Source organism: Mycolicibacterium brisbanense, from assembly GCF_001570425.1.
Lineage (GTDB): Bacteria > Actinomycetota > Actinomycetes > Mycobacteriales > Mycobacteriaceae > Mycobacterium > Mycobacterium brisbanense.
The window spans coordinates 86,168-109,218 of record NZ_BCSX01000040.1 but is presented as its reverse complement, the minus strand read 5'-3'; the positions used below and the strand labels follow the sequence as shown (position 1 = coordinate 109,218).

The following is a 23,051-nucleotide window of genomic DNA, read 5'->3' as shown; positions in this document are numbered from 1 at the left end:
GGACCTGTGAACAGCGAAACATCAAGCCGGCCGGTGATTGTGGACCGCTCGGTGTTCGAAGTCGACCTCGCCGCACTGCGGGTGCGCGAGAAGGCGCACACCCGTGAAGGCGACGCGATCGCAGCCGCGCGCAGGCGGCTGCCCATGGTGGAGGTGGATGCGACAGCGGAGTTGATCGGAGCCGACGGCCCGACCACGCTGCTCGACGCTTTCGAAGGCCGGCGCCAACTGCTGGTGTATCACTTCATGTGGCACACCGGACATCCCGCACCGGAGCAATGCGAGGGATGCACGTGGGTGACGACGCAGGTCGCCGAGCTGTCCTACCTGCACTCCCGAGACATCACCTACGCGGTCTTCGCGCAGGGCCCGTACCCCGAAACGGCGCGGTACCGCGAGTTCATGGGCTGGCAGGTGCCCTGGTATTCCGCCCTGCCCGCACTGGACACCCTCCTGGTCGGGCGCAGCGTCGGGATGATGCACATCGTCTGCTACCTGCGCGACGGTGACCGGGTCTTCGAGACGTACTGGACCACGCGCCGCGGCGTGGAAGCGATGGACTACAGCTACGCGCTCATGGACCTCACCGTGTACGGACGTCAAGAGCCGTGGGAGGACTCACCTGAGGGCTGGCCGCAGCACTGGCAGGTCGACGGTTCCAACACACGCATCGACGGCAGGCCGATACCGCAGTGGTCCCGGTTGGCCGCGGGCCGGTCCGACGACCTCAGCGGCTAGTCAACGCCCGCTCAAGCCGGGCCACATAGGCATCGACATCGCCGACCGCCGACTCGGCCGCGTGGACGCTGACCGCCACGGTGGCGCCGATGCCGTGCACACCGTGCGTCAGGCCCATCATCGGCGACAGCGCCGGGTATCCGGCCGTCATCACCACCGGCGTGCCAGCGAAGCGCAGATCTGCCGCACCGCGGTTGACGCTGGACACCACCGTATTGCCGGTCACCGTGGGCGAACGCAACGACGCATCGAATTGTCTTACACCCCAACGTAACAACGGGGCCGGCGTGGCGGCGTAGGCCCGGCTGGCGGCGAGCATCGCGGGATGCTGCGCACGACGACGCCGCTGGGCGAGATCCTCCACGATCCGTCCGATGCGGGCGTCCCGGTCCAGCGTCGGATACAGCCCGATGCCGACATTGCCGAATTGGTTGTTCGCCGTGCGGGGACCGGCTTTGGCCATCGGCACCTCCGCACCCAGATCCGCAGGATCGTCGCCTAGCTCACGTAGGTGCTCAGCGAGGGCCGCGGACACCGCGGCGAGCACCGCGACCGTGACGGTCGGACCGCCCAGCTCATCGCGGTTACGGACGATCGTGCGCACCGATATCGCTCCGGCGGGTGCGGCGTTACTACGCAGCGCCGCACGGGAATCCGCCTGCCGCGGGACCCGGCCATCCTCCTCGTCGCGCACCAGCACTCGGTGCCACCGCGCTGCTTGCGCGGCGCGCCAGGGCAGCCTGGCGGTCACCAAGCGGGGCACCTCGACGGCACGCACACCGCCCGGCCTGCCGAACATCAACCCCGCCAAATCCGCCGACCGGCCACCGTCGGCCAGCGCGTGCGCCGTCTGCATGACGATCACCGTCCCCACGCCGGTGACCGCGGGAATGTCGCGGACCCGAGGGAAAACGTGCACCCGCCAGGTGGCTCGAGCCGCGTCGAGCTGGTCACCGGCCAAAGCAGTCAGCGCGGAAAGACAATCGTCGAAGCCCGGTTCGCCGAGATCGTGCACGACGAACTGGTCGTCGCCGACGTGGCGGGGTTCCCACACCGGGTATCTCAGCCGGTGGTCGTCTCTGATCCGCAGACCCAGTTCGGGGCAGCACTGGGCGCGCTGACGCACGTCACGCACCGCCGCATCCAGATCTGTTGGCGCACCGGCGAACCCGTACAGGAGAAACTGATTATTCGGAATCGCGGCCGACATCCAGTAGTTCTGGGCGTCGATCGCCGCCAGCCTACGCACTACTGCGGCGCCCGCGCGGTGCCGATGAAGTCCAGGATGTGTCCGGCGACCGCGTCGGGCTGTTCGAGCTGCAGGAAGTGCCCGGCCCGCGCGACGATGCCGACGTCACTGCCCTCGGGCAGGATCCTCTCCACCCATCGCGCGTAATCCGGTGTGGCACAACCATCGTCGGCTCCATGCAGGTACAGCGACGGGATCAGCGGTGGGGACATCCAGTGCTGGTGCAGGCTCGCGTACCGGGCCGGGGGCGTGGTTCCGCGGAGCATCGCCCGGTAGTAGCCGATCGCCGCACGCCACCGCGCCGGCGCACCGATCGCGGCGTCGACGTGCCGCAGATCGTCGTCAGCGGCGTATCCAGGCGACCACCAATGCCAGAGCCGGGGCACGACCCACGATGCGGAACGCTCAGGCAGCCAGGGCAATTGGAAATACAACATGTACCAGCTACGCAGGAGCTGACGTGGCAACTGGGCCGCGAGCCTGGCACCGTCGGGCACACGCCCCAGCGGCTGGAACGACGCAAACGGCGGTACCGACATGATCACGGCGCGCTCAAACGGTCCGTCGGGCAACGCCGAAAGCCCGGTGGCCGCCATGGCCCCCCAGTCGTGCCCGATGACCACGTCGCGCCCCGTCGGCCCGACCGATTCGAGTACGCGCAGCGCATCATCCATCAATGCGCCGACGTGGTAGCTGCCGTCTGCCGGGATTCCCGACGGCACATAGCCGCGCTGAAACGGTGCCACCACCTTCCAGCCGGCAGCGGCCAAAGTGGGAGCGACCGTGCGCCAGCCGTAGGCGGTGTCGGGAAAACCGTGCAGACACAACGCGATCGGCCCGTCCTGCGGGCCCCACACGAGCGCCCGCAGTTGGACGGCGGGGGTGCTGACGTCACACCAGCGGGGCTCGGTCACTGTGGCACCACCGGTTCGAACTTCGACATCAACCACCGCCCGCCCTCGTTCACCATGGTGACCCGCACCGTCGACAACGTTATCTGCGGCGGTTTCTGGGCGACGGTGACGGTCTGGTTCAGATACAGCAGCACCTCCGCATGGTCGGGACTGGCGCTCACCGAACCGGCCTGCGGCACCTCGGCGACCGCGGTGACGCCCTGCGACTTGGCCCCCGGAATGACGGCGTTCTCGATCATCGCCGTGTAGATGCCGAGAAACTGTCCCGTCATCTTCTCGCGCGCGGCGTGGAGTTGCTGCTCGACTGTGTCGGGCTGGTAGGAGAGCATCTCGACGGTGATATCCCGTGCCGCCTGAACGGATTCGGTGCGGGCCCGCTCGGCCCCGGTCGATGCGGCAACCTGCCACTTGAAGATTGCGGCGGCCACCGTGAGCAGCAGTGCGAGTGCAGGCAGCACGCCGAGCACCAGGATCCGCGAGCGCCTCGTCGGCTCGAAAGCGTGTTTGCCGGTCACTGGATGAAATCCACGTTGGACACCTTCGGCGCACCCGGGTTCTGCTGCATCGTCAGCACCATCCGCCAGTACCGCGTCCGATCGGCCACGCCGGCATTGCTCGAGTTGACCGTCACCGCCACCATCACCCGCGCGTCGGTGTCCGACGCGGACACCAGCGCTGAACCGGTGATGGTGCCGACGGACTTCGATTTGGCCTGCTTGACGACCGCGAGATACGACTGTGACCGTCTCTCGAAATCGTCGTAGAACTGACCACTGGCCGAGTCGAGCACCCGCGCTACGTCGTCGTCGGCGTGTTCCCAGTCGACGTTGGTCAGTGCCAACGCCGCCTGCCGGCCGGCGTCGAGGAACATCTGGCGCTTCTCGTCGGCCAGATGAGTCTGTACAGCGCGAAACCCGAGCCACCCGGTGGCCGCCGCCAAGACGACCACCACTGCCGCTCCGGCGAGGGCCGCCAACCGCACCTGCGATAACCGCGGCCGCGCGCTCATGCCGGCATCTGCGGGCTCGGAGTCTTCGGTCTCGGGCTCCGGTTCGCGGTCGGGTTTCTGCTCGGCCTCAGCCGACTCGACCGACTCGTCGGTGCCGTCGTCTGCCATGAACGCTCCTCCGCGGGACAGCCACGTGTGCAAGTTCACACACTCGCCGTCCAACGTAACGTGCCGCAGCGTCGTGCCCGGTGGGCGGCTGTCGGCGCACGGAGCTATGCGCCGTCGGCCGCCGCCTCCAACTCGGCGACCACGAGTTTGCGCATGCCCATCATCGCCTTGGTCGCGGCCTGCGCCCTTGCCGGATCTGGATCACCGATCAGTTCGAACAGCCGGTCCGGGACAACCTGCCAGCTCAACCCGTAGCGATCCTTGAGCCAGCCGCACTGCGATTCCTCCCCGCCGTCGGTGAGGCGGTTCCAGTAGTAGTCGACTTCGTCCTGGTCTTTGCAGTCGATCATGAACGACACCGCCTCGGTGAACGGGAACTGCGGGCCGCCGTTGATGCCGATGAACCGGTGGCCGTCCAGCACGAAAACCACCGACACGTCGTTGAGCTCTTCGATCGACGAGTTGGGGAACACCGAGAGGTAGAACTCGGCGGCTTCGGCGAGATGACCGTCGAACCAGAGGGCGGGCGTGATGGGTGGCATTTGAGCTCTCCTTGGCATGCTCGGCGGGTGTCGTTTCCGGAACAGACCCTCCCTGCGGCCGAAACTCACCGCGGCCCTGGGTAACGTACGCACGGGGGCGGCCGAGAGGAATGTCCGTGAGCACCGGGAAACACAGCGAATCACGCGTCGTCACGTTCCGCGGGGTCGACGACCTCAGCTTGGTGGGCGACGAATGGAACGCCGACGCACCCCCCGACCGGCCAGTCGTGCTGTTGCTGCACGGCGGCGGGCAGAACCGGCACTCCTGGAAGAACACCGGCCAGATCCTGGCTGACCAGGGACTGCGTGTCATCGCTCTGGATTCGCGCGGCCACGGCGACAGTGACCGCTCCCCCAGCGCGAACTATTCGATCGAAGCACTGTGTGGCGACGTGGTGCAGATCCTCAATCAGCTGGCCCGGCCTGTGGTGTTGATCGGCGCGAGCATGGGTGGGTTGACGGGGATCCTCGCCGCGCACGAGGCAGGGCCGGACCTGGTGACCAAGCTGGTGCTCGTCGACGTGGTGCCCCGGTTCGAGAAAAGTGGCAGCGCCCGCATCCGCGATTTCATGTTCAACCACGTGCACGGCTTCGACTCGCTGGAGCAGGCGGCCGACGCCGTCGCCGAGTATCTGCCGCACCGCACCAAACCGCGCAGCGCCGAAGGACTGAAGAAGAACCTGCGGCTGCGCGACGGCCGATGGTACTGGCACTGGGATCCCGCATTCTTGACCAAACCCGAAGACGACCCGTTCATGCGGGTAGAGAAACTGGAGCATGCAGCGATGAACCTGACCGTCCCGATCCTGTTGATCCGCGGAAAGCTGTCGGATGTGGTGAGCACCGAAGGGGTCCAGGACTTCCTGGAGAAGGTGCCCGCCGCGGAGTTCACCGAGCTTTCCGAAGCGGGGCACACCGCCGCAGGCGACGACAACGACGCGTTCACCGAAGTTGTCGTGGAGTTCGTGAACCGATGACCACTGAGCGTGTGAACACCGTCGGATTCAACTTCCTGACCGAGTCCGGGCTGCCCGCGCCCCAGGTCACCGACGCGCAGGCCGAGGAGCTGCTCGCAACCCACTTCGGCATCGAGGCACAGGCGAAATCGCTGGGCAGCCAACAGGACAAGAACTTCCTGGTGACTAAGGGTGACGCTGTTGTCGGCGTGCTCAAGATCGCCAACCCGGCATTCAACGAGACCGAGCTGACCGCTCAAGATCTTGCAGCCGACCTGATCGCGACGACCGAGCCGGGACTGAGGGTTGCGGTCCCCGTGCCCAACATCCGCGGCGAGATACGCACTGAGGTAACCGGATTGGTCGAGGGTACGGCGTACGTGCGGCTGCTGCGCTACCTCCCCGGAGGCGCACTGATCGAGGCGGGCTACCTGTCCCCGGACACCATCGCCGAACTGGGTGACGTCGCCGCCCGCGTCACCCGCGCGCTGGCCGGGTTCGACCACCCGGGCCTGGACCGCATCCTGCAGTGGGACCTGCGCTACGCGGCTGAGGTGGTCACGACGCTGGCCTCCCACGTCGCCGACGACAGTGCCCGCGATCGCATCCTCGCCGCGGCCCAATCCGCCTGGGCCCGGGTCGAACCGCACGTCGACGCGCTGCCCCGACAAGCCATTCACATGGACCTGACCGACGCCAACGTGGTGGTGTCGCACGCGCCCGGTGGGACCGTGCGTCCGGACGGGATCATCGACCTCGGCGACCTGACCCACAGCTGGGCGGTCGGTGAACTGGCGATCACGTTGTCCTCGGTGCTGCAGCATCCCGGCAACGGCCCGACGCACATCCTGCCGGGCGTGCGGGCATTCCACCGGATCCGCCCGTTGACTGCCGCCGAGGCGGAAGTCTTGTGGCCCTTGCTCGTTCTGCGGACGGCGGTCCTGATCGTCAGCGGCGCGCAGCAGGCGGCGCTCGACCCCGACAACGCCTACATCACCGAGCAATCCGACGGTGAATGGCGGATGTTCGAGCAGGCCATCTCGGTACCCATGGACGTGATGACCGAGCTGATCAAGGCCGATCTGGGTTTCAGCGCCCCGGTCGCCCCGCTGCAGACCGCCACGCCGCTGATCGCCGGACTCGATCCGGCCGACGTCACCACGTTGGACCTGTCGGTGACCTCGGACGCGCTCGATTCCGGATTCGTACCGGGCGCGTGGTTACGGCCCGACCTCGAAGACGAACTCGCAAGGGCCGCAGTGGCCGACGGGGCCCGACTGGTGCTCACCCAGTTCGGCCAGCCCCGGATCACCCGGGCCCCCGCCCTCAGCCAGGCCGAGCCCGCCGTGGTGCCGACCGGGATCAGCCTGTGGGCCGCCGAATCCGTACCGCTGGCCTCCCCGTTCGACGGTGAAATCGTTGCCCGCACACCGGATTCCGTGACTTTGCGCGGCCGCGACGTCGAGTTGACGGTCTCGGGGATCGCTGCCCCGGCCGACGACGGCACCCTGGGCATCGCCGAGGCCGGCCGATGGGTGCAGTTGGCTGTCCGGCCGGTCGGAGCACCGGAGGCACCGCCGCTGACCACACCGGCCCTCGCACCGGGATGGCTGGCGCTGAGCCGTGACCCGCGTCCACTCCTGGGCTTGGACGTGCTGGCCGCCTCGACGGACGGCGACCTGATCGCGCGTCGCGACCAGTCGTTCGCGCCGGTGCAGGAGCACTACTACCGCAGGCCGCCGCAGATCGAACGTGGTTGGCGGCACTTTCTGATGGCGACCAGCGGTCGCTGCTACCTCGACATGGTCAACAACGTCACGGTGCTCGGGCACGCCCACCCGCGGATCGCCGCGGCGGCCGGGCGCCAGTTGCGCAGGCTCAACACCAACTCACGTTTCAACTACGCCGCCGTCGTCGAGTTCAGTGAGCGCCTGGCCGGCCTGTTGCCCGAACCCCTGGACACCGTGTTCCTGGTGAACTCCGGCTCGGAGGCCAGCGACCTCGCGTTGCGCCTGGCCATCGCGGCAGCGGGCCGCCCTGACGTGGTGGCGATGCGCGAGGCCTACCACGGCTGGACCTACGGCACCGACGCCGTCTCGACGTCGACGGCCGACAACCCGAATGCGCTTGCCACCCGGCCTAATTGGGTGCACACCGTGGAATCGCCCAACAGCTTCCGCGGCAAGTACCGGGGTGCTGACGTCGGACGGTACGCCGACGAGGCGGTGGCCCAGATCGAACAGCTGGCCGGCGACGGGCGAGCGCCCGCGGCGTTCATCTGCGAGACGGTCTACGGCAATGCCGGCGGCATGGCACTGCCGGACGGCTATCTGGAGAAGGTCTACGGCGCGGTCCGGGCGAACGGCGGTTACGCGGTCGCCGACGAAGTGCAGGTCGGCTACGGCCGTCTGGGCCACTGGTTCTGGGGCTTCCAGCAGCAAGGCGTCGTGCCCGACATCGTGTCGATGGCGAAGTCACTCGGCAACGGCTATCCACTGGGGGCGGTCGTCACCAGCCGCGAGGTCGCCGAGGCGTTCCGCAGTCAGGGCTACTTCTTCTCCTCTACCGGCGGAAGCCCACTGTCGTGCACCATCGGCATGACGGTGCTCGACGTGCTTCACGATGAAGGCTTGCAGCAGAACGCGGTTGACGTCGGAGCCCATCTCAAGTCACGCTTGCAGGCCCTCGCCGCCAAGCATCCGATCATCGGCACCGTGCACGGCGTCGGCCTGTACCTGGGCGTCGAGATGATCCGGGACCCCGAGACCCTCGAACCCGCCACCGAGGAAACCACGCTGATCTGCAATCGCATGCTCGAGCTCGGCGTCATCATCCAACCCACCGGCGATCACCAGAACATCCTGAAAACCAAGCCTCCGTTGTGCATTGACATTGCCGGCGCGGACTTTTACGCCGACGCCCTGGACCGGGTGTTGACCGAAGGCTGGTAGACGACTCGGCAGGGTGGCCTAGTCGAGGAGGCGGTCGGCCCCCTGGGAAGCGGTGCCGACTCGCTGGTGTGCGGTCAGCAGCAGACGGTCATAGTCCGCCCGGTCTGGGCGTGGCTGGGACTGGGCCAGTTCGAGGTAGTCGGCCACGATCTGTTCGGCCAACGGGCGCAGTTTGACGTTGTTTTGCTGCGATTGCCAGCGCAGCAGGTCGAAGGCCGCATCGGCATTCACCCCGTAAGCCAGCATCAGCATGCCCTTGGCTTGTTCGATGCTCTCGCGGTGCTCGACGATCGCGGCGAGGGCAGTATCGATGCGCTGCTCGCGCTGCTGCTGCTGCAGCGCGGCGGTGATATCGACATAGAAGCCGGTGCTGCCGATCACCACGCCGGTGTCATCCGTCAGCTGTTCAGCGATCACCACCACGTGGTGCACCTGGGAGCGCGTATCGATGATGCGGTGGCGGGAGCTGAAGGTCTGACGGCCGTGGCGCACCGCGTCGAGCGTGGCCGCCACATGCTCGTAGTCGTCGGGATGTTTGTGGGAGAGCACCACTTCCGTCGTCGTGGTCATGATGGCGGCCGGATAGCCGTGCATTGCGGCCACCTCGGGCGACCACTCCCAGCGTTCGTCGGTGAAGTAGAACGAGAACCGGCCCACGCGGGGTGAGTTCCCGTCCTGCGCCGCGATCCGCTCGACAGGAATCCCCGGGCCGGGGTCAGACATACCGGGTAGTTGCTGTCGGGTGGCCCCCACGTCACGCCCCCTTCTCGGAGAGACACACGCTGCCTACGCGTTGCGCGCCACCACCTGCGGCCACTGCGCGCGGCCAGCCCCTGCCATACGGTTTACGCCGCTTGGGGTCGGGATTCAATGGCCCATGATTCCGTTCCGCCAAAAGGGGTACCCGTTGGGTCGGCGCGTGATTGCCCCGTAGCTGGGGCATGGAGAAGATGGGATTGGCCATGGCAGTCGATTACGACGCACGACGGGCAGACACCGCCGGCGGCTCAGAACAGGCCCTACCCGAATTCCTGCCGGGGCCGGCACCACACGGACGCGAACTTGATCTAGATGAATCCGAGGCTGTGGAACCGTTGGAGCTGCCCGGCGCCGATTTGTCCGGCGAGCAACTATCGGTCCACGTCGTTCCCATCCAGGAAGACGAGTTCACCTGCGCGGTGTGCTTTCTCGTGCAACACCGCAGCCGGCTCGCCCGCAGTGGGCTCGCCGGGCCGATCTGCCGGGACTGCGTCGCGTAGCGACACCCCCGCCCGTTGGTCGGCGGGCACACTCCGGTATCCAATACTGATGCGGTGAGCCTCGCCCTCATTGCCATCGTCGTACTCGGCCTTGTCGCGGCAGCCGAAGCCGTTGCGTTGATCATGGTCTGGCGGCGGCTGCAGAGCAGCCGTGAGGAAGCCGAGGCGCTGCGACGACGCACCGACACCCGAGCGATGCTGCTGTCCGGCAGCCGCGAAGCCGTCAAGACCGTCTGGCAGACCGCGAACATCCTGCGCAAAGAGGGGTTCGGCGCCGCGGTGCGCTCGTCCATCGAGGATTTGGCCGACTGGGCCGAGGTCGAACGGCCCGACCTGGCCCGGCTGGCGCCCAACGGCAAGGTGACCATCCTGTTCTCCGACATCGAGGGCTCCACCGCACTCAACGAACAAATGGGCGACCGGGCCTGGGTCCGACTACTGGGCCGGCACGACCGACTGGTCCAGAAGTGCGTCAAGAACCACTCCGGTCATGTGGTCAAGAACCAGGGCGACGGGTACATGATCGCGTTCGCCCAGCCGGTCGAGGCCGTGCGTTGTGGCGTCGACCTGCAACGCGCCATGCGGCGGGAGCCAGACGGCATCCGCGTCCGCATCGGCATCCACAGCGGCCGGTCAGTGCGACGCGGCGACGATCTGTTCGGCCGCAACGTGGCGATGGCCGCACGGGTGGCCGCGCAGGCGCAGGGCGGCGAGACGCTCGTCAGCGAAGCGGTCCGGGACGCCCTTGCCGGCCACGACGATATCGCGCTCGCCGAGGGTCGCGACGTCGAGCTGAAAGGCTTCGCCGGGCAACACCGGCTATATGCCATCGGTTGAACGGCAGCTCCGGTTGCGACGCCGTGAGTTAGGTTCAGCCTGAACGCAACTCACGGTTTGGATTCAGCTCGCCGGCGGGGCGTCAACGTCGGCCAACCGCTGATGCAGCCGGGCCCGAATGTCGTCGGGCGTGTAAGCGTTGCGCTTGCGTTGGTCGCGGACGACCAGCACGCCGCCGGCCACCACTCCGGCGACACCGGCCAGACCAATCCACTTCCAAAGACTTTTCATGACGAGATTCTGCATAAGCTGCCCGGGTGAACGCACACACGGTCTCCCTCAGCCGGGCATTGCAGGAGACGCGGACCGGCGACATCTGGCTGTTCCGAGGCGGCTCCGGGCCGGACCGCGCCATCCAGACGCTGACCAACGCCCCGGTGAATCACGTCGGGATGACGGTGGCCATCGACGATCTCCCGCCGCTGATCTGGCATGCCGAACTCGGCCAGAAGCTGGTGGACCTCTGGACCGGCACCCATCACCGCGGTGTGCAGCTCAATGACGCCCGCGAGGTGGTCGAGCAGTGGATGAACCACTACGGGCAGCGCTGCTGGCTGCGTCAGCTCACGCCGTTCGCCACCCGCGAGCAGGAAGACCGACTGCTCAAGGTGGTGGCCCGGATGAACGGCACCGCGTTTCCGACCACCGCACGGCTGACGGGCCGGTGGATGCGTGGGCGGCTGCCGATCGTGAGCGACTTCACCCGTGGAATGCCGTTCGTGCACAAGAAAGTTCGCGAATCAGCTCAGCGGGACAAAGCGCGCAAACGCGAAGCCGGTCTGGAGACCGCGTACTGCGCGGAGACCGTCGCCATCACCTACGAGGAAATGGGCCTGATCAACACCGAGAAGCGGGAGAACTATTTCGACCCGGGCTCGTTCTGGAGCGGTGACCGGTTGCCGCTCACGCGCGGTTATCAACTCGGCGATGAGATCTCCGTCACTCTCGACTGAGCGTCGCTATACCTGCTGGCAGGTATAGCGGATTGCGGCCAGCACCGAGGAATTCCTCCGTGTCCGCGGGAAGGCTGGGTTCAGCAACCCAACCGGAGGTGTCGGATGCTGACTGCCGAGCGCCCGAGCGATCAGATGATGCAGCTCTACCATCACCACGCCGCCCCGTTGCGCCGCTATGCCTTCCGCCTCACCAACAATCACACCAGGGCCGAGGACGTGGTGCAGGAAACGTTGCTGCGGGCCTGGCGTCACATGTTGTCCACCGAGGGCGGGCCACCCGTAGGAGCCTGGCTGTTCACTGTCGCCCGTAACATCGTCATCGACGGCAGCCGAACGGCCCGATTTCGTTGTGAGATCAGTTCTCCCGAGGTTCCGGAGCTGCCCGATGAACTGGGAGCCGATGAGGTGAACGCCGCCTTGGACCGAATGTTGCTCGCCGAGGCGCTGACGCAACTGCCCGAAACCCACCGTGCCGTCCTCAGCCGCTCCTTCTATCTCGGCTGGACCACCCGGCAGATCGCCGACGACCTTGGCATCGCCGAGGGCACCGTGAAATCGAGGTTGCACTACGCCCTGCGGCGGCTGCGGCTCATTCTGCTCGAGATGGGGTGCGGCACCAACACCTGAACCCGGCTCCCGACAGCCGCGCAAGGTACATACTCATCCGGACCCGACGGAACCGCGGCCTGGAGTGGGATATGAATCGGTTGCTGCCCCTGCTGACGCTCGTTCTGATCGCGGGCTGTTCGGCGTCGCCCCAGAACACCCCGACGCCAACCTCATCGACGTCGTCGCCCTCGTCGGAATCCGCGGCGACTACGACTGTGGCGAGTTCTCCGGCGACTTCGACACCGGCCCCACCGGCTTCATCTGCGACCAACGTGCCCGCAGAACTCGGCCTGTGCACCGACGCCGATCTCGCGATCGCCAATGGAGACGTCGAATCGGCCGACACCATGCGCCGGCTGGCCGTGTCCTTCAAGAACACGTCGACGCACCCGTGCACCCTCGTCGGCTACCCGGGAGTCGATCTGGTGACCGCGGCCGGCGGCGTCCTGGTTCACGTCGACCGGCGTCCCGCAGCGGCGGCACACCGACTGACCTTGAACCCTGGTGATACCGCGAATGCGGACATCCAGGCGTCCGCCATCGACACGGCATCCGGCAAATCGTGCGCGCGTATCGGCACCGTGGTGGTCACCGCACCGGGCATTGATGTCCCCCACACCCTCAACGCCGCATTGCCCATCTGCAGTGCGACGGTCAGTTCGGTCGACTGAGCGTCGTCTCACACCGTCCCGCGGGCGGCCCAGGCGGTGGCCGTCACGGTGAACGGCCCATCACCCAGGCGTTCACGGGCGACGGTGGCGAGCCGTGTTCGGCCGTCATCGTCGAGTCGTTGAACGTAGTCGCCGGCGGGACCGACGCCGTAGGTGTAGGGCTCCCACCACTCCTCGAAGCTGGGGTGCACGACGTCGACCGAGATGGGGTCCTCCGTTACGTCGCGCAGTCCTGCGGCGTCGAACAGTTCGGAAAGGTGCCCCCTGTGCGCCCCGGACAGTAGCGCTTCATCCTGAGTAGCAGGGTCGATCGTGTGCACGACGTCCCAGAAAGGCGCCAACGCGCCCGTCGGCCCGTCCCACACGCACGCCGCGATCACGCCTCCACGCCGCGTCACCCGTGCCATCTGTCTGATCCCGCCCACCGGATCAGACATGAAATGCACCACCAACTGTGCGAGTGCCGCGTCGAAAGTGCCACTGTCGTAAGGCAATTGCTCGGCGGTGCCGAGACGCGCGTCGACGTCCGGAAACCGCGTGCGTATCGCGTCTACGAAGGACTGCGACGGATCGATCGCCATGACATCGGCACCGATTGCCTTCAACCGAGCCGTCAACGCCCCGGGACCGCACCCCACGTCGAGCACCGCGGTACCCGCCACGACCCCGGCGAAGGCACCAAAAACCTCCGCGAGCGGCTCGGCGTAGCGGCCCATGTAACGTCCGTAGGCCTCCGGCGAGACGTCAAAGCCCATCGAAAAATGCTACGTCGCCGATGACGCCACGACGGGGCAGATGCAACACCTAGTCAGTGTCAACGAAATTCACCAGAGCCTCGGTCTCAGCCGTCTCCCGGTCGATGTCGGCTTGCTCGCGCCGGGCCGCGGCCTCGTCGCGATCCTGCCGTTCGTCGACGCGTCGCTGCCGACTGATCTCACGCTCTGCGGGTGTACCTTCGCGCTCGTCGGCACGCTGCTCACGATCATCAGCCAACTGTTCACGCTCGTCGGCGATCCGTTCCCGCTCGTCAGCGATCCAATCTCGCCTGTTGGCAAGCAGTTCACGCCTTCTGACCTCCGCCTCACGGTGATCGAGAGCCTCCTCGCGCTCATCAAGCGCAGCGGACTCGCGTCGAACCTCAGCAGACGTGCGGGCGCGGTCGTCAACCACACTTCAACCATAGCCCCGTGGCCGTCACATGGACGTTTTCACATTCCGCGGGAGACTTGCCGTCATGAACAACACCGACGTGCGGCGCGCACTCGAAGCCCATTGGTCAGCCTCGGACGTCAACGACTTCGACGCCGAGCACCGGATCTACCGAGCCGACGCGGTGCTCGAGTATCCGCAGTCAGGCGAACGGATCAGAGGTCGCGAGAACATCCAGTCCTCGCGCGAAGCCCAGCCGAACGCGAAACGTTTCACGGTCCGACGCATCCTCGGTGGCGGCGATCTCTGGGTCAGCGAACTCGTCTTGACCTACGACGGTCAGCCGTTCTACGTGGTGAGCGTCATGGAGTTCGAAGACGGCGAAGTTGTCCGGGAGACACAGTATTTCGGTGATCCGTTCGAACCAGGGCCATCGCGCGCACAATGGGTCGAACACCTCGAATGACGGGGTCGCTGCTCGCGAACGGGCATCAAGGTGTGCCTCGTCTGTGACCTTCCTGCGACCGTGACCCGACAGGCTCACGTCATGGTGGCCCTCGAACTGATCTGCGTCGCGGCCGCAGCGATGTGGCTCGGCTATCGGCTGGGCCGCCGCACCGTGACGCCTTCTCCGCCCTGGTGGCGGCGCACACCTCGGTCTGCGCTGGGACAGCAGGCCGTCGCGTTGCTGGTCTTCGTGGCTGCGGGCCAGGTCCAGCGGTCGGCGCGCCGCAAACTGCGGAGTGCCCGCGTTGGGCGTTCACCGTTTCGGCTGCCTGCTAGACCGCGAACTTTGCGCGTGCCGCTTCGGTGACCGGGGTGAACAGATTGACGAGGTTTCCGTCTGGATCCCGGAACAACAGTGCGCGGTTGCCCCACGGCATCGTCGTCGGCTCGGTCACCACCTCGGGAACCTGTCCGCGAAGGCGTTCGTACTCGGCGTCCACGTCGTCGACGATGAATTCGATGATCGCCGTGCGATTGGCCGCAGGCTCGGCGGACCCGGCTCCGAACAGGGGCACGGTCTTGTCGCTGCCGATCGCCAAAGTTCCTACAGCCGTGGGGATTTCCGCGAAAAGCTCATTGCCCCATACCGCCGTGGAACCCGTCACCAATTCGTAGAAGGTCACCAGCTGCAACACATCGGCGGTGATGATCCGGGTCGAAACAAATCTCATGCCGCGCACGCTAGACCCGACCACTGACATGCCCTGCCGGTCCATCGGCAGGCAGGCGACAATCGTGCGATGAGCCCTGCCGCCCGACTCGGACTGGAACACCGCCTGGCCACATACGGCACGCTCGCCCCGGGCCGCTCGAACGCACACGTGCTCGAGGAGCTCTCCGGGACCTGGACCCGCGGATCGGTCAGAGGGCACCTGCACGAGCCTGGCTGGCGCATCTACCCGGGAATCGTGTTGGACGACTCAGGCCCGAGGTGGCCGTACACGTCTTCGTCTCCCCCGACCTGCCGGCGCACTGGCGGCGACTCGACGAATTCGAGGGGCCCGGCTATCGACGCGTCCCGGTTTCGGTGAGCAGCGAGGCCGGCGAAGTGAGCGCCTACGTGTACGCGCTGGTCGACGATCCGGGACAAACGTCACGGCAATCCAGTTTGTAGCCTGTCGGAATGGCCGAGCCTTTGGACGACGGACCCTTCTTTCACGGCACAAAGGCGGATTTGCAGGTGGGCGACCACCTCACCGCCGGTTTCCGGTCCAACTACCGACCCGAGATCGTGATGAACCACATCTACTTCACCGCGCTGCGCGACGGCGCGGGCCTCGCTGCTGAACTCGCGCCCGGCGACGGTGAACCGCGGGTCTACGTGGTGGAACCGACCGGGGAATTCGAGAACGATCCCAACGTCACCGACAAGAAGTTCCCTGGCAATCCCACGCGGTCCTACCGCAGTAGCGCGCCACTTCGGATCGTCGGCGAGGTGACGGATTGGACGCGACTGACGCCCGAGGCTCTCCAAATGTGGCGAGACAGGCTGGCCGCAATCCATGCCGACAGCCGCGGCGAGATCATCAACTGAGCCTCAAGCGATTCACCGCAGCGCGTCAATCGCGGTTGGCGCGCACTGCCTCGCGGATGAGTGCTTTGAACGCGTCGGCGTCCACTTCGTCGCCTTCGTGCAGATCGATGCACCGCCGGACTGCCGCGTCGAGACTCGCGTTGAACACATGATCTGGGTCGTCCAAGGACGCGCCTTTGGCGAAGGTCACCTTGACCTTGTCCTTGTACGTCTCCAGCGTGCAGATCAGGCCGTCCAGGGAAAACGTCGGCACGCCGTCAGGGTTCGACGGCTTGCGCCACTTCGTCTCCTCGACAACATCGGGTTCGGCTTGTTTGATCAATGACCGGAGCTCGTCGACCCGCTCGCTGCGCCAATCCCCACTCACAGCCGTCAATGTACTAGGCACACCTGGCCGACATCGAACGTGAAGAAGATTGCGACATTTCGCGAAATTCTCGCCATCTTCTGCACACTCGGCGTCCTACACGTTGAAGCGGAACTCCACCAAATTACCGCGTCGATAAACGTTATAGTTGATCGCATGACCTCGACCGCCGCACCGCGCCGTACCGTGTTTTACCTGCGCATTTCCCTCGACCACACCGGCGAAGGGCTGGCAATTGACCGGCAGCGCAAGGAGTGCCAGCGCATCGCCCGGCAACGCGGCTGGCGCGTCGTCGGCGAGTACGTCGACAACTCGATCAGTGCCAGCGACGCCCGCAAGAACCGGCCCGGCTACGACGCTCTGGTGAAGGCCTACGAGGCGGGCGAGTTCGACGCGCTGATCTGTTATGACATGGACCGGCTCACCCGCCAGCCCCGGCAGATGGAGGACTGGCTGGACGCCGCCGAGCAACGCGGCCTGGACCTCGTGACCGCAAACGGCGAGGCCGATCTGACGACCGACGCGGGCCGCACGTTCGTCCGTGTGCGCATGGCGTTCGCGCGCGGCGAGGTCGAGCGCAAAAGCGCGCGGCAGAAGGTCGCCGCCGTGCAGCGCGCCAAGCTCGGTCGCCCGCCGCTGGGTGTGCGAGCGACCGGATACACCGGCAAGGGTGAGACCGTGCCCGACGAGGCCGAGCTGGTGCGGCGCATCTTCAAGATGTTCCACTCCGGCGAGTCGCTGCGAGGCATCGCCGCCGCGCTCACGGCCGAAGGCCTCACCGCCCGCAGCGGCAAGCCGTGGAACCCGTCGAGCGTCCACGGCATCTTGAGCAACCCGCGATACGCGGGCCGGTCGACCTACAACCGCCACGCCGCCGTCCGCGACGCTCGCGAGGCCCGCCGGAAGGGCGACACAGTGGAGCCGTTAACGGTGACCCCTGGCACCTGGGAGCCGCTGGTCTCCGACGACGTGTTCGACGCGGTGCAGGCGCGTCTCACCGACCCTCGCCGCCGCACCCAGCAGGGCACCGACCGTAAGCACCTCGGCTCGGGACTGTTCGTGTGCGACGTCTGCAGCCAGCCGGTCGTGTCGTTCAGCGGTGGCCGGTATCGCTGCAAGGCCGCGTGCGTCAACCGCGCCCACGGCCCGGTCGACAATGTTCGGGTGCGGCGGATCGTCGCCGACGACGACCACGAGGCCCCGCTGGCGCGCGGCGTGGATGAGTTCGTCACGGCGGTCGTCACCGAGCGCCTGAGCCGTCCCGATGCCGCCGAGCTGCTGGCCCCGCCGGAGGTCGACACCGCACCGCTACGGGCCGAGCAGGACCGGCTGCGGGCACGTCTGGACACGATCGACGCCGAGTACGACGACGGCATCATCGACGGTCTCCGTTGGCGCACCGCCAAGGAGAAGGTCAACGCGCAACTCAGCGAGGTCGACCGCAAGATCAAGGCTGCGACGCCGGGCAGCGGTGCGCTCGGTGACGTGCTGGCCGCGCCCGACCCCGCCGAGGCGTTCCTGTCGGCGTCACTCATGGCCCGCCGCAGCGTCATCGAGGCGCTCGCCGAGGTGAGGCTGCGCCGAGGTACGCGCGGCTCAAAGACGTTTGACCCCAACACCGTTCGCGTCGAGTGGCGTCGATAGTTAGGACGACTAGAATCCCGACGTCGTCGGGATTGTCTGCGGTGCAACAGTTTTCGACTAGACGCACTCAACGATAGCGAGCTATAGTCGTCGCTAGCGTGCCGCGTTACAACGCCGCCCAGCAGCCAGCGGCACGCCTCCGCGAAGCCGTCAGATGCGGCGACGCGGAGGCCTCAGACTCAGGGGCACCCGAGGGTGTCCGCGCGTGTTCCCGAGGTCGGCCTGTGCTGGGGGCCGAGCCAGGTAAAGCACGCGGAACCGTACCGAGCAATCGGAGTTCCGCGTGTCCACCGCAACCGTTGACATCCCCGCCTACCTCACGACCGCCGACCTCGCTCGGCGGCTGCGACGGTCCGAACAGACCATCCGTATCTGGGTCGCCCATGAAGGCCTGCCCGCGCACCGCGTGAAGCGCCGCCTGCACTTCGATCCTGTCGAGGTCGACGCCTGGCTATCCGCCCGACGAGACGGCCAGCCTGCACCGCACGATCACCGCGCCGCGATCAAACGCCTGGTCGACGCCGCGCCCGAGCTGACCGACGACCAGGCCGCGCGCATCCGCGCCGTGCTGAGTGGCGGTGCCCGATGAGCGCGCTGACCGCTGAGCTGATCACGACCCTGCTGGACACCAGTGAACGCAATCTCGCCCGGTATCGCCGCACATACCGGCCCCTCGCCCGCACGGCGTTCGACCGGACCGTGAGCCGTGCAGGCCGGAACGACGGCCCGGCGTTGCTGTTTGACCTGTACTTCGGTCGCACGCTCGATCTGTCCCGGTCCGACATGGCGGGCGTCGTGGCTGACGTGTGGTCGGATGCGGAGTACCCCGCGCGGGCGTTCGATGACCCGCAGATATGGACGCACCTGTTCGTCGCCAATGGCTACAGCCACGACGGCGAAAAGGCCGACCGGCCCACCGAGTCGGTCGTCCTGTACCGGGGATGCACCCACGAAGGCCGCTTCGGCATGTCATGGACCTCTGACGTGGAGATGGCCCGCCGGTTCGCGTACGGCGGTCTGAGAGGCCGTGCGCAGGGGCAGGTCTATACCGCCGTCGTCGCTCCGGAGCACCTGCTGGCCTACATCGGGGAGCGGAGTGGCCGGGGCGAATCCGAGTACGTCGTGGACCCTTCCGGCCTGAGTGATCACAACGTCACCGTGCTGAGCGGCGGTGCCCGATGAGCCTCTACGACTACGAGGTGTCCCGGCAGATCGGCGCGACCGACCCGCCGTTCTACTCGCTGATCATGGCTGCCATCCGCAAGGCCGACACCCACAACGCCGCCCGGCTCCGCAGCGCGTTTCCCGAGGTGCACGCGGAGTTCGCCGCCCGCTACGACGCGCCCGGCGGCGTGCTGCCGACAGACCCCGAGGCCGCTCCATAGGCCGAGTTCGACCGCCCGAGATGGTCAGAGCGGCACCGGGGTTCGACTCCCCGATCGGGCGCGATCAGCCGAGACACCTTGGCTGGCAAAGGGAAGAGGCGGGTGGATAGACCACCCGCCCCAGCAACAGAAGGGTATCAACATCATGGCCGGTAACACGACCCGTCCGATAATCGATGAGTCCAACGGCACCGTGGCGTGCTGCGTCAGGCTGGACAGCACCTACGTCCATCAGACGCCCGTCCTCGCCTGGGACGCCCAGGGTTTCGCGCTGGTGGCCGACGTCGAGGGGTGCCACCTCGTGCGGGCTGCGGACTGGGCTGCCGAACAACATGGGACCGGCAGTCCGTGGCTGGTCACCGCTGACGAGGCCGCCCTCTACGCCGCCGAGGCCCAGAGCGGCGGTGCACGATGAGCGCCCGCGCCGCGATTCTCACCACCGCAGCTGTCGCCGCAGGTGTTGCCGTCGGCGTGCTGATCGCCGCACCCATCGACACCGGCAAGGCTGCACCCGCCGTCGAGCACAGCACCGGCACGTCGCTGACCTTTGCCGATCTGCTGTTCGCCGCCACTGGCACCGAGCCCGTCGAGGGTGACCCGGCGTTCGATTGCCGCCGCCACGGCGATCACATCTGCGGGCCGGGCAATCCGCAGGGCGTACCGCCCGGCGTCTACCGCGTGACCACAGCCGTCGACCTTGGTGACCTGATGGTTCCGGCCATCGCCGGGCAGCCCTTGCCCTCGAAATAGCCACTCGCACAACCCCGTCGAGGTCGGGTGACTCCGGCCCGACCCGGCGGAGGTCTGCACCCTCGACACGTAACGTCAGATAGCACAACCCCGTTCGGCCAAACACGAGAGGACACCGACCGTGACCACCACAACCACAACCGCCGCCGTTGCGCCGGAGTACCTGGACGAGAAGCAGACCGCCGCCAAGATCGGCGTGAAAGAGACGTCGCTGCGGGGCGACCGGCACCGGGGTGTCGGCCTCCCGTACGTCAAGATCGCCCACCGGATCAGGTACCGCGTCGCCGACATTGAGGCGTACCTCGCCGCGAACACCGTTGTTCCCCAACGTGACTGACCCCTAGATGCAGCGAGACCCGCCCCTCGGGGTAGGGGCGGGTCTCCAAACTGCTCGCGACTGCCCACAACCACGAAGGCCTCCGCGCACCTATCCGAGTCACCAATTCAGAAAGGCAGCAACACCATGTCTCCCAAGGAGAACGAGGCCGATTCTACCGGCAAGGGTGCCGATCGAGCCACTGAGCTGACGGCGCTGTTGGGCGACGCGCCCGCCGACGCCACCGACCACGAGGCCGTCGGCAAGTTCATCCGCCGCCTGGCCGAGGCCGGGTGCGCCGTGCTGTTCATCGTCCCCGGCTCGAAGCTGCCCGCCGACATGCGCACGCCGCAGCGGCGCAACGCCGACGACCGGGCGGCTCAGGAGGCGGCTCGCGAGGCAGGACGGCGCGACTGGAAGCAGGTCCGCTCGCCCGCCGGGCTGGCGCTGGCGACGACCGACGTCGACACGCTCGACGGCTGCCTGGCCCGCTACGTCAAGGTGTTCGCGTCGCGCTACCCCGACGGGGTGCCGGTGAACCTGGCTGTGGAGGTCGGCGGGTCGGGGCTGGTGGTGGTCGACTGCGACACCGCCGCTCAGATGGAACGGTGGTTCGGGGTCGCCGAGGTCGACCCCGACACTGCGCCCACGGTGCGCAGCCCCGGCCAGATCGGGCCGGACGGGACGATGGTGCACAGCGACGGCGGGCACTACTGGTTCGTCGTGCCGGATGGTGTTGAGCTGCCCGACAATCCCGGCGCGATGACGTGGGCCGGTGACGACGACGGGTTCGCGGTGCTGTGGAACCGCCGGTATGCGCTGATTCCGCCGAGCGTGCGCGCCGAGGGACCGTACACCGTCACCGGCGAGGTCTACGGCCTGCCCGATTGGCTGGCTGAGGCGATGACCGATGCCGGACGGCTGCGTGCCGAGCGCGCCGACCGGAGCCGGGCCGGTCTCGGCGGCGGCGATTCAGTGCAGAAGTGGGGCGCGCAGACCACCTGGGCGGAGATTCTGGCGGCGACCGAGTGGACCCCGACGGGCAAGACCGACGGCTGCGGCTGCGAGACGTGGACCGCGCCGGGCACCCACGCCAGCACGAAATCGGCGACCGCGCATGAGCCGGGTTGCGCTTTCAACGACTCGCCCGACCCGCACCTGCAGGTGTGGACCGACCACGACGCCGACCCGTTCGAGGAGTGGCGCAGAGGCGGCGAGGCCTCGTTCCCGGTCTCGCGGCTGCAGGCCGTTACCTCGATTCACTACGACAACAACCTGGGGGCTGCGATGGCCGCGCTGAGCGACGCCCACGACACGCTGGCGCTGGACGATGCCGCCGAGGTCGCGTTCCTCGACACCTACCGCAAGGCCAAGGCGGAGAGCGCCGACGTCGGCGACGAGACCGACGCGGGGCCGGGCGGCGGGCTGTTCGTGGACGTCGGCGCGCTGCTGCGGGGCGGCGGAGCGCCCAAGGCCGTGCCGAGCGTGCTCACCCGCAGCGACGGCAAGTGCCTGTTCTACCGGGGCAAGACCAACCTGTTGTTCGGCGACCCCGAGACCGCCAAGACGTGGATTGCGCTCGCCGCCGGGGCCGAGGAGCTGTGCAGCGGTGGGCGGTTCGTGTTCATCGACATGGACCACAACGGCGTCGACACCACTATCGAGCGGCTGCGCATGATGGGCGTGCCGACCGAGCTGCTCGCCGACCCGAGCCGATTCCTCTACGTCGAGCCGGAGGACAAAGAACACCTCGGCAAGGTGATCGGCTACTTGGAGCGGTGGAGTCCCGGTGTGGCGCTGCTGGATAGCGTCGGCGAGCTGCTGCCGCTGATGGGCCTGAACAGCAACAGCAACGACGAGGTGACGACCGCGTTCAACTTCACCGCTGGGGCGCTCGCGAAGGCCGGGGCGGCGGTGGTGCTGATCGACCACCTCGCCAAGAACGCCGACTCGCGGCGGCTCGGGCCGGTCGGTGCGTACGGCAAGACGCGAATCTTCAACGGGGCGATGGTTCGGGTGTTCCGCGTCGAGCAGTTCACCCCCGGCGAGGGCGGGGTGTCGTCGCTGTGGGTGCACAAGGACCGGCCCGGTGCGGTACGCCGGGAGACCGCCCCGCCGGACTCCGACGACGCTGACGACGCCGAGATCAAGCGCGACAACCTCCGGCGGTGGGGCGTGTTCAAGATGACCAGCACGCCCGTGCACGACGCGGAGGGCGTGCTGGTGCGCGACGCGGAAGGGTACGCGGCGGAGTCGCTGTCGTGGACCATCCGCCCGCCCAAGGGGTTGCACGGCGCACCGGGCGGGGTGGACATGCCCGACCCGCGGAAGGGCGGTCGGCCCAAGGGCGGCAAGACGGTCGACGGCTCCGCCGAGTACATCGCCGAGGACTCCCGCGTGTACCGGCTGCTGGTCGAGGCGCAGCGCGACGGGAAGTTCGACAAGAAGCCCAGCATCAAGGCGGCGCTGCAGACGATCGAGGTGACCGACAACCCCGCACCGCGTGCAGCTGCCAAACGATGGCTGGGCAACGGGTGCCCCGACAGCTTCGGCCCGCGCGATGAGGCCTGCTGAGCCTCGGAGAAAACCTCGGAGAAAAC

The 23,051-nt window shown here is 67.3% G+C and carries 30 protein-coding genes; 19 read left to right on the top strand and 11 right to left on the bottom strand.

Going from position 1 to position 23,051, the window contains the following annotated elements; translation table 11 throughout:
* Positions 1-6: 6 nt before the first annotated feature.
* Positions 7-738, top strand: coding sequence for a DUF899 family protein (locus tag RMCB_RS23120; protein ID WP_062830642.1), 732 nt, complete (start codon positions 7-9; stop codon positions 736-738).
* On the opposite strand, the gene RMCB_RS23115 is transcribed toward RMCB_RS23120, so the two are convergent.
* From RMCB_RS23115 to RMCB_RS23095, 5 genes are all read right to left on the bottom strand, one after another.
* Positions 728-1,987, bottom strand: a complete 1,260-nt coding sequence (locus RMCB_RS23115; protein WP_062830641.1) for a WS/DGAT domain-containing protein — start codon at positions 1,985-1,987, stop codon at positions 728-730. The two genes, RMCB_RS23120 and RMCB_RS23115, sit on opposite strands and share 11 nt — an antisense overlap.
* Positions 1,987-2,901 (bottom strand): alpha/beta fold hydrolase, encoded by a 915-nt coding sequence (locus RMCB_RS23110; RefSeq protein WP_062830640.1) that lies wholly within the window; start codon positions 2,899-2,901, stop codon positions 1,987-1,989. The genes RMCB_RS23115 and RMCB_RS23110 overlap by 1 nt, the downstream gene beginning before the upstream one ends.
* Positions 2,898-3,416, bottom strand: a complete 519-nt coding sequence (locus RMCB_RS23105; RefSeq protein WP_062830639.1) for a hypothetical protein — start codon at positions 3,414-3,416, stop codon at positions 2,898-2,900. Before RMCB_RS23105 ends, RMCB_RS23110 begins: the two co-directional genes overlap by 4 nt.
* Positions 3,413-4,018 carry an Rv1363c family protein gene (locus RMCB_RS23100; RefSeq protein ID WP_062830731.1) on the bottom strand — a complete coding sequence of 202 codons (606 nt, stop codon included), beginning with the start codon at positions 4,016-4,018 and terminating at the stop codon, positions 3,413-3,415. The genes RMCB_RS23105 and RMCB_RS23100 overlap by 4 nt, the downstream gene beginning before the upstream one ends.
* A 104-nt stretch (positions 4,019-4,122) precedes the next feature.
* A complete protein-coding gene (locus tag RMCB_RS23095) occupies positions 4,123-4,560 on the bottom strand; it encodes a VOC family protein (protein ID WP_062830638.1) in 438 nt (145 codons plus the stop codon).
* A 116-nt stretch (positions 4,561-4,676) separates the two neighbouring features.
* Here RMCB_RS23095 and RMCB_RS23090 point away from each other — a divergent pair, with 116 nt between their 5' ends.
* Both RMCB_RS23090 and RMCB_RS23085 read left to right on the top strand, forming a co-directional pair.
* Positions 4,677-5,537: an alpha/beta fold hydrolase gene (locus tag RMCB_RS23090; RefSeq protein WP_109784396.1), complete on the top strand. Its 861-nt coding sequence runs from the start codon at positions 4,677-4,679 to the stop codon at positions 5,535-5,537.
* Positions 5,534-8,467: an aminotransferase gene (locus RMCB_RS23085; protein ID WP_062830636.1), complete on the top strand. Its 2,934-nt coding sequence runs from the start codon at positions 5,534-5,536 to the stop codon at positions 8,465-8,467. The genes RMCB_RS23090 and RMCB_RS23085 overlap by 4 nt, the downstream gene beginning before the upstream one ends.
* 18 nt (positions 8,468-8,485) lie before the next feature.
* On the opposite strand, the gene RMCB_RS23080 is transcribed toward RMCB_RS23085, so the two are convergent.
* Positions 8,486-9,190 (bottom strand): PAS and ANTAR domain-containing protein, encoded by a 705-nt coding sequence (locus tag RMCB_RS23080; protein WP_062830635.1) that lies wholly within the window; start codon positions 9,188-9,190, stop codon positions 8,486-8,488.
* Between the two features lie 239 nt (positions 9,191-9,429).
* On the opposite strand from RMCB_RS23080, the gene RMCB_RS23075 reads away from it, so the two are divergent.
* Both RMCB_RS23075 and RMCB_RS23070 read left to right on the top strand, forming a co-directional pair.
* Entirely contained in the window at positions 9,430-9,726 is a 297-nt protein-coding gene (locus RMCB_RS23075) for a DUF4193 domain-containing protein (protein ID WP_062830730.1), read from the top strand.
* Positions 9,727-9,780: 54 nt separating this feature from the next.
* Entirely contained in the window at positions 9,781-10,563 is a 783-nt protein-coding gene (locus RMCB_RS23070; protein ID WP_062830634.1) for an adenylate/guanylate cyclase domain-containing protein, read from the top strand.
* 63 nt (positions 10,564-10,626) lie between these two features.
* Here the strand turns inward: RMCB_RS23070 and RMCB_RS36090 are convergent, their stop codons facing one another.
* Positions 10,627-10,794, bottom strand: a complete 168-nt coding sequence (locus tag RMCB_RS36090; RefSeq protein ID WP_165606312.1) for a hypothetical protein — start codon at positions 10,792-10,794, stop codon at positions 10,627-10,629.
* Positions 10,795-10,820: 26 nt separating this feature from the next.
* Between RMCB_RS36090 and RMCB_RS23060 the strand changes: the two genes are divergently transcribed.
* The 3 genes from RMCB_RS23060 to RMCB_RS23050 all read left to right on the top strand — a co-directional run bounded on the left by RMCB_RS23060 (position 10,821) and on the right by RMCB_RS23050 (position 12,799).
* Positions 10,821-11,516, top strand: coding sequence for a hypothetical protein (locus RMCB_RS23060; protein ID WP_062830633.1), 696 nt, complete (start codon positions 10,821-10,823; stop codon positions 11,514-11,516).
* 105 nt (positions 11,517-11,621) lie between these two features.
* Positions 11,622-12,146, top strand: coding sequence for a sigma-70 family RNA polymerase sigma factor (locus tag RMCB_RS23055; protein ID WP_062830632.1), 525 nt, complete (start codon positions 11,622-11,624; stop codon positions 12,144-12,146).
* A 71-nt stretch (positions 12,147-12,217) separates the two neighbouring features.
* Entirely contained in the window at positions 12,218-12,799 is a 582-nt protein-coding gene (locus tag RMCB_RS23050; RefSeq protein WP_084388583.1) for a DUF4232 domain-containing protein, read from the top strand.
* Positions 12,800-12,807: 8 nt separating this feature from the next.
* On the opposite strand, the gene RMCB_RS23045 is transcribed toward RMCB_RS23050, so the two are convergent.
* Both RMCB_RS23045 and RMCB_RS23040 read right to left on the bottom strand, forming a co-directional pair.
* A complete protein-coding gene (locus RMCB_RS23045) occupies positions 12,808-13,554 on the bottom strand; it encodes a class I SAM-dependent methyltransferase (protein ID WP_062830630.1) in 747 nt (248 codons plus the stop codon).
* A 49-nt stretch (positions 13,555-13,603) separates the two neighbouring features.
* Positions 13,604-13,969 carry a hypothetical protein gene (locus RMCB_RS23040; RefSeq protein ID WP_062830629.1) on the bottom strand — a complete coding sequence of 122 codons (366 nt, stop codon included), beginning with the start codon at positions 13,967-13,969 and terminating at the stop codon, positions 13,604-13,606.
* A 64-nt stretch (positions 13,970-14,033) separates the two neighbouring features.
* Between RMCB_RS23040 and RMCB_RS23035 the strand changes: the two genes are divergently transcribed.
* A complete protein-coding gene (locus tag RMCB_RS23035; protein ID WP_062830628.1) occupies positions 14,034-14,414 on the top strand; it encodes a nuclear transport factor 2 family protein in 381 nt (126 codons plus the stop codon).
* Between the two features lie 313 nt (positions 14,415-14,727).
* On the opposite strand, the gene RMCB_RS23025 is transcribed toward RMCB_RS23035, so the two are convergent.
* Positions 14,728-15,126 carry a VOC family protein gene (locus RMCB_RS23025; RefSeq protein WP_062830729.1) on the bottom strand — a complete coding sequence of 133 codons (399 nt, stop codon included), beginning with the start codon at positions 15,124-15,126 and terminating at the stop codon, positions 14,728-14,730.
* A gap of 260 nt (positions 15,127-15,386) precedes the next feature.
* On the opposite strand from RMCB_RS23025, the gene RMCB_RS36300 reads away from it, so the two are divergent.
* The gene (locus tag RMCB_RS36300) at positions 15,387-15,569 is read left to right on the top strand and encodes a gamma-glutamylcyclotransferase family protein (protein ID WP_201028337.1); all 183 of its coding nucleotides are present in this window, start codon (positions 15,387-15,389) and stop codon (positions 15,567-15,569) included.
* Between the two features lie 9 nt (positions 15,570-15,578).
* Complete coding sequence (arr, locus tag RMCB_RS23015) at positions 15,579-15,989, top strand: NAD(+)--rifampin ADP-ribosyltransferase (protein WP_062830627.1); 411 nt, start codon at positions 15,579-15,581, stop codon at positions 15,987-15,989.
* 25 nt (positions 15,990-16,014) lie between these two features.
* Here the strand turns inward: arr and RMCB_RS23010 are convergent, their stop codons facing one another.
* Entirely contained in the window at positions 16,015-16,356 is a 342-nt protein-coding gene (locus tag RMCB_RS23010; RefSeq protein WP_062830626.1) for a DUF1801 domain-containing protein, read from the bottom strand.
* A gap of 156 nt (positions 16,357-16,512) precedes the next feature.
* Here RMCB_RS23010 and RMCB_RS23005 point away from each other — a divergent pair, with 156 nt between their 5' ends.
* The 8 genes from RMCB_RS23005 (at position 16,513) to RMCB_RS22970 (ending at position 23,025) form a co-directional block, all read left to right on the top strand.
* Positions 16,513-18,000 carry a recombinase family protein gene (locus RMCB_RS23005; protein ID WP_062830625.1) on the top strand — a complete coding sequence of 496 codons (1,488 nt, stop codon included), beginning with the start codon at positions 16,513-16,515 and terminating at the stop codon, positions 17,998-18,000.
* Positions 18,001-18,283: 283 nt separating this feature from the next.
* Entirely contained in the window at positions 18,284-18,589 is a 306-nt protein-coding gene (locus tag RMCB_RS23000; RefSeq protein ID WP_062830624.1) for a helix-turn-helix domain-containing protein, read from the top strand.
* A complete protein-coding gene (locus tag RMCB_RS22995; protein ID WP_062830623.1) occupies positions 18,586-19,182 on the top strand; it encodes a hypothetical protein in 597 nt (198 codons plus the stop codon). Before RMCB_RS23000 ends, RMCB_RS22995 begins: the two co-directional genes overlap by 4 nt.
* Entirely contained in the window at positions 19,179-19,385 is a 207-nt protein-coding gene (locus RMCB_RS22990; protein ID WP_062830622.1) for a hypothetical protein, read from the top strand. Before RMCB_RS22995 ends, RMCB_RS22990 begins: the two co-directional genes overlap by 4 nt.
* Before the next feature lie 145 nt (positions 19,386-19,530).
* Complete coding sequence (locus RMCB_RS22985; RefSeq protein WP_062830621.1) at positions 19,531-19,800, top strand: hypothetical protein; 270 nt, start codon at positions 19,531-19,533, stop codon at positions 19,798-19,800.
* On the top strand, positions 19,797-20,135 hold the full coding sequence (locus RMCB_RS22980) for a hypothetical protein (RefSeq protein WP_062830620.1): 339 nt from the start codon (positions 19,797-19,799) through the stop codon (positions 20,133-20,135). Before RMCB_RS22985 ends, RMCB_RS22980 begins: the two co-directional genes overlap by 4 nt.
* A gap of 121 nt (positions 20,136-20,256) precedes the next feature.
* Positions 20,257-20,472: a helix-turn-helix transcriptional regulator gene (locus RMCB_RS22975; RefSeq protein ID WP_062830619.1), complete on the top strand. Its 216-nt coding sequence runs from the start codon at positions 20,257-20,259 to the stop codon at positions 20,470-20,472.
* Between the two features lie 126 nt (positions 20,473-20,598).
* Positions 20,599-23,025: a bifunctional DNA primase/polymerase gene (locus RMCB_RS22970; protein WP_062830618.1), complete on the top strand. Its 2,427-nt coding sequence runs from the start codon at positions 20,599-20,601 to the stop codon at positions 23,023-23,025.
* The last annotated feature ends 26 nt before the right edge of the window (positions 23,026-23,051 follow it).

Coding starts and splice junctions, on each gene's coding strand:
- RMCB_RS22985 (WP_062830621.1), top strand. CDS start 19,531: ATGGCCGGTAACACGACCCGTCCGATAATCGATGAGTCCAACGGCACC.
- RMCB_RS23005 (WP_062830625.1), top strand. CDS start 16,513: ATGACCTCGACCGCCGCACCGCGCCGTACCGTGTTTTACCTGCGCATT.
- RMCB_RS23025 (WP_062830729.1), bottom strand. CDS start 15,126: ATGAGATTTGTTTCGACCCGGATCATCACCGCCGATGTGTTGCAGCTG.
- RMCB_RS22995 (WP_062830623.1), top strand. CDS start 18,586: ATGAGCGCGCTGACCGCTGAGCTGATCACGACCCTGCTGGACACCAGT.
- RMCB_RS23080 (WP_062830635.1), bottom strand. CDS start 9,190: ATGTCTGACCCCGGCCCGGGGATTCCTGTCGAGCGGATCGCGGCGCAG.
- RMCB_RS23035 (WP_062830628.1), top strand. CDS start 14,034: ATGAACAACACCGACGTGCGGCGCGCACTCGAAGCCCATTGGTCAGCC.
- RMCB_RS22980 (WP_062830620.1), top strand. CDS start 19,797: ATGAGCGCCCGCGCCGCGATTCTCACCACCGCAGCTGTCGCCGCAGGT.
- RMCB_RS36090 (WP_165606312.1), bottom strand. CDS start 10,794: ATGAAAAGTCTTTGGAAGTGGATTGGTCTGGCCGGTGTCGCCGGAGTG.
- RMCB_RS22970 (WP_062830618.1), top strand. CDS start 20,599: ATGTCTCCCAAGGAGAACGAGGCCGATTCTACCGGCAAGGGTGCCGAT.
- RMCB_RS23075 (WP_062830730.1), top strand. CDS start 9,430: ATGGCAGTCGATTACGACGCACGACGGGCAGACACCGCCGGCGGCTCA.
- RMCB_RS23085 (WP_062830636.1), top strand. CDS start 5,534: ATGACCACTGAGCGTGTGAACACCGTCGGATTCAACTTCCTGACCGAG.
- RMCB_RS23055 (WP_062830632.1), top strand. CDS start 11,622: ATGCTGACTGCCGAGCGCCCGAGCGATCAGATGATGCAGCTCTACCAT.
- arr (WP_062830627.1), top strand. CDS start 15,579: ATGGCCGAGCCTTTGGACGACGGACCCTTCTTTCACGGCACAAAGGCG.
- RMCB_RS22990 (WP_062830622.1), top strand. CDS start 19,179: ATGAGCCTCTACGACTACGAGGTGTCCCGGCAGATCGGCGCGACCGAC.
- RMCB_RS23100 (WP_062830731.1), bottom strand. CDS start 4,018: ATGGCAGACGACGGCACCGACGAGTCGGTCGAGTCGGCTGAGGCCGAG.
- RMCB_RS23050 (WP_084388583.1), top strand. CDS start 12,218: ATGAATCGGTTGCTGCCCCTGCTGACGCTCGTTCTGATCGCGGGCTGT.
- RMCB_RS23095 (WP_062830638.1), bottom strand. CDS start 4,560: ATGCCACCCATCACGCCCGCCCTCTGGTTCGACGGTCATCTCGCCGAA.
- RMCB_RS23045 (WP_062830630.1), bottom strand. CDS start 13,554: ATGGGCTTTGACGTCTCGCCGGAGGCCTACGGACGTTACATGGGCCGC.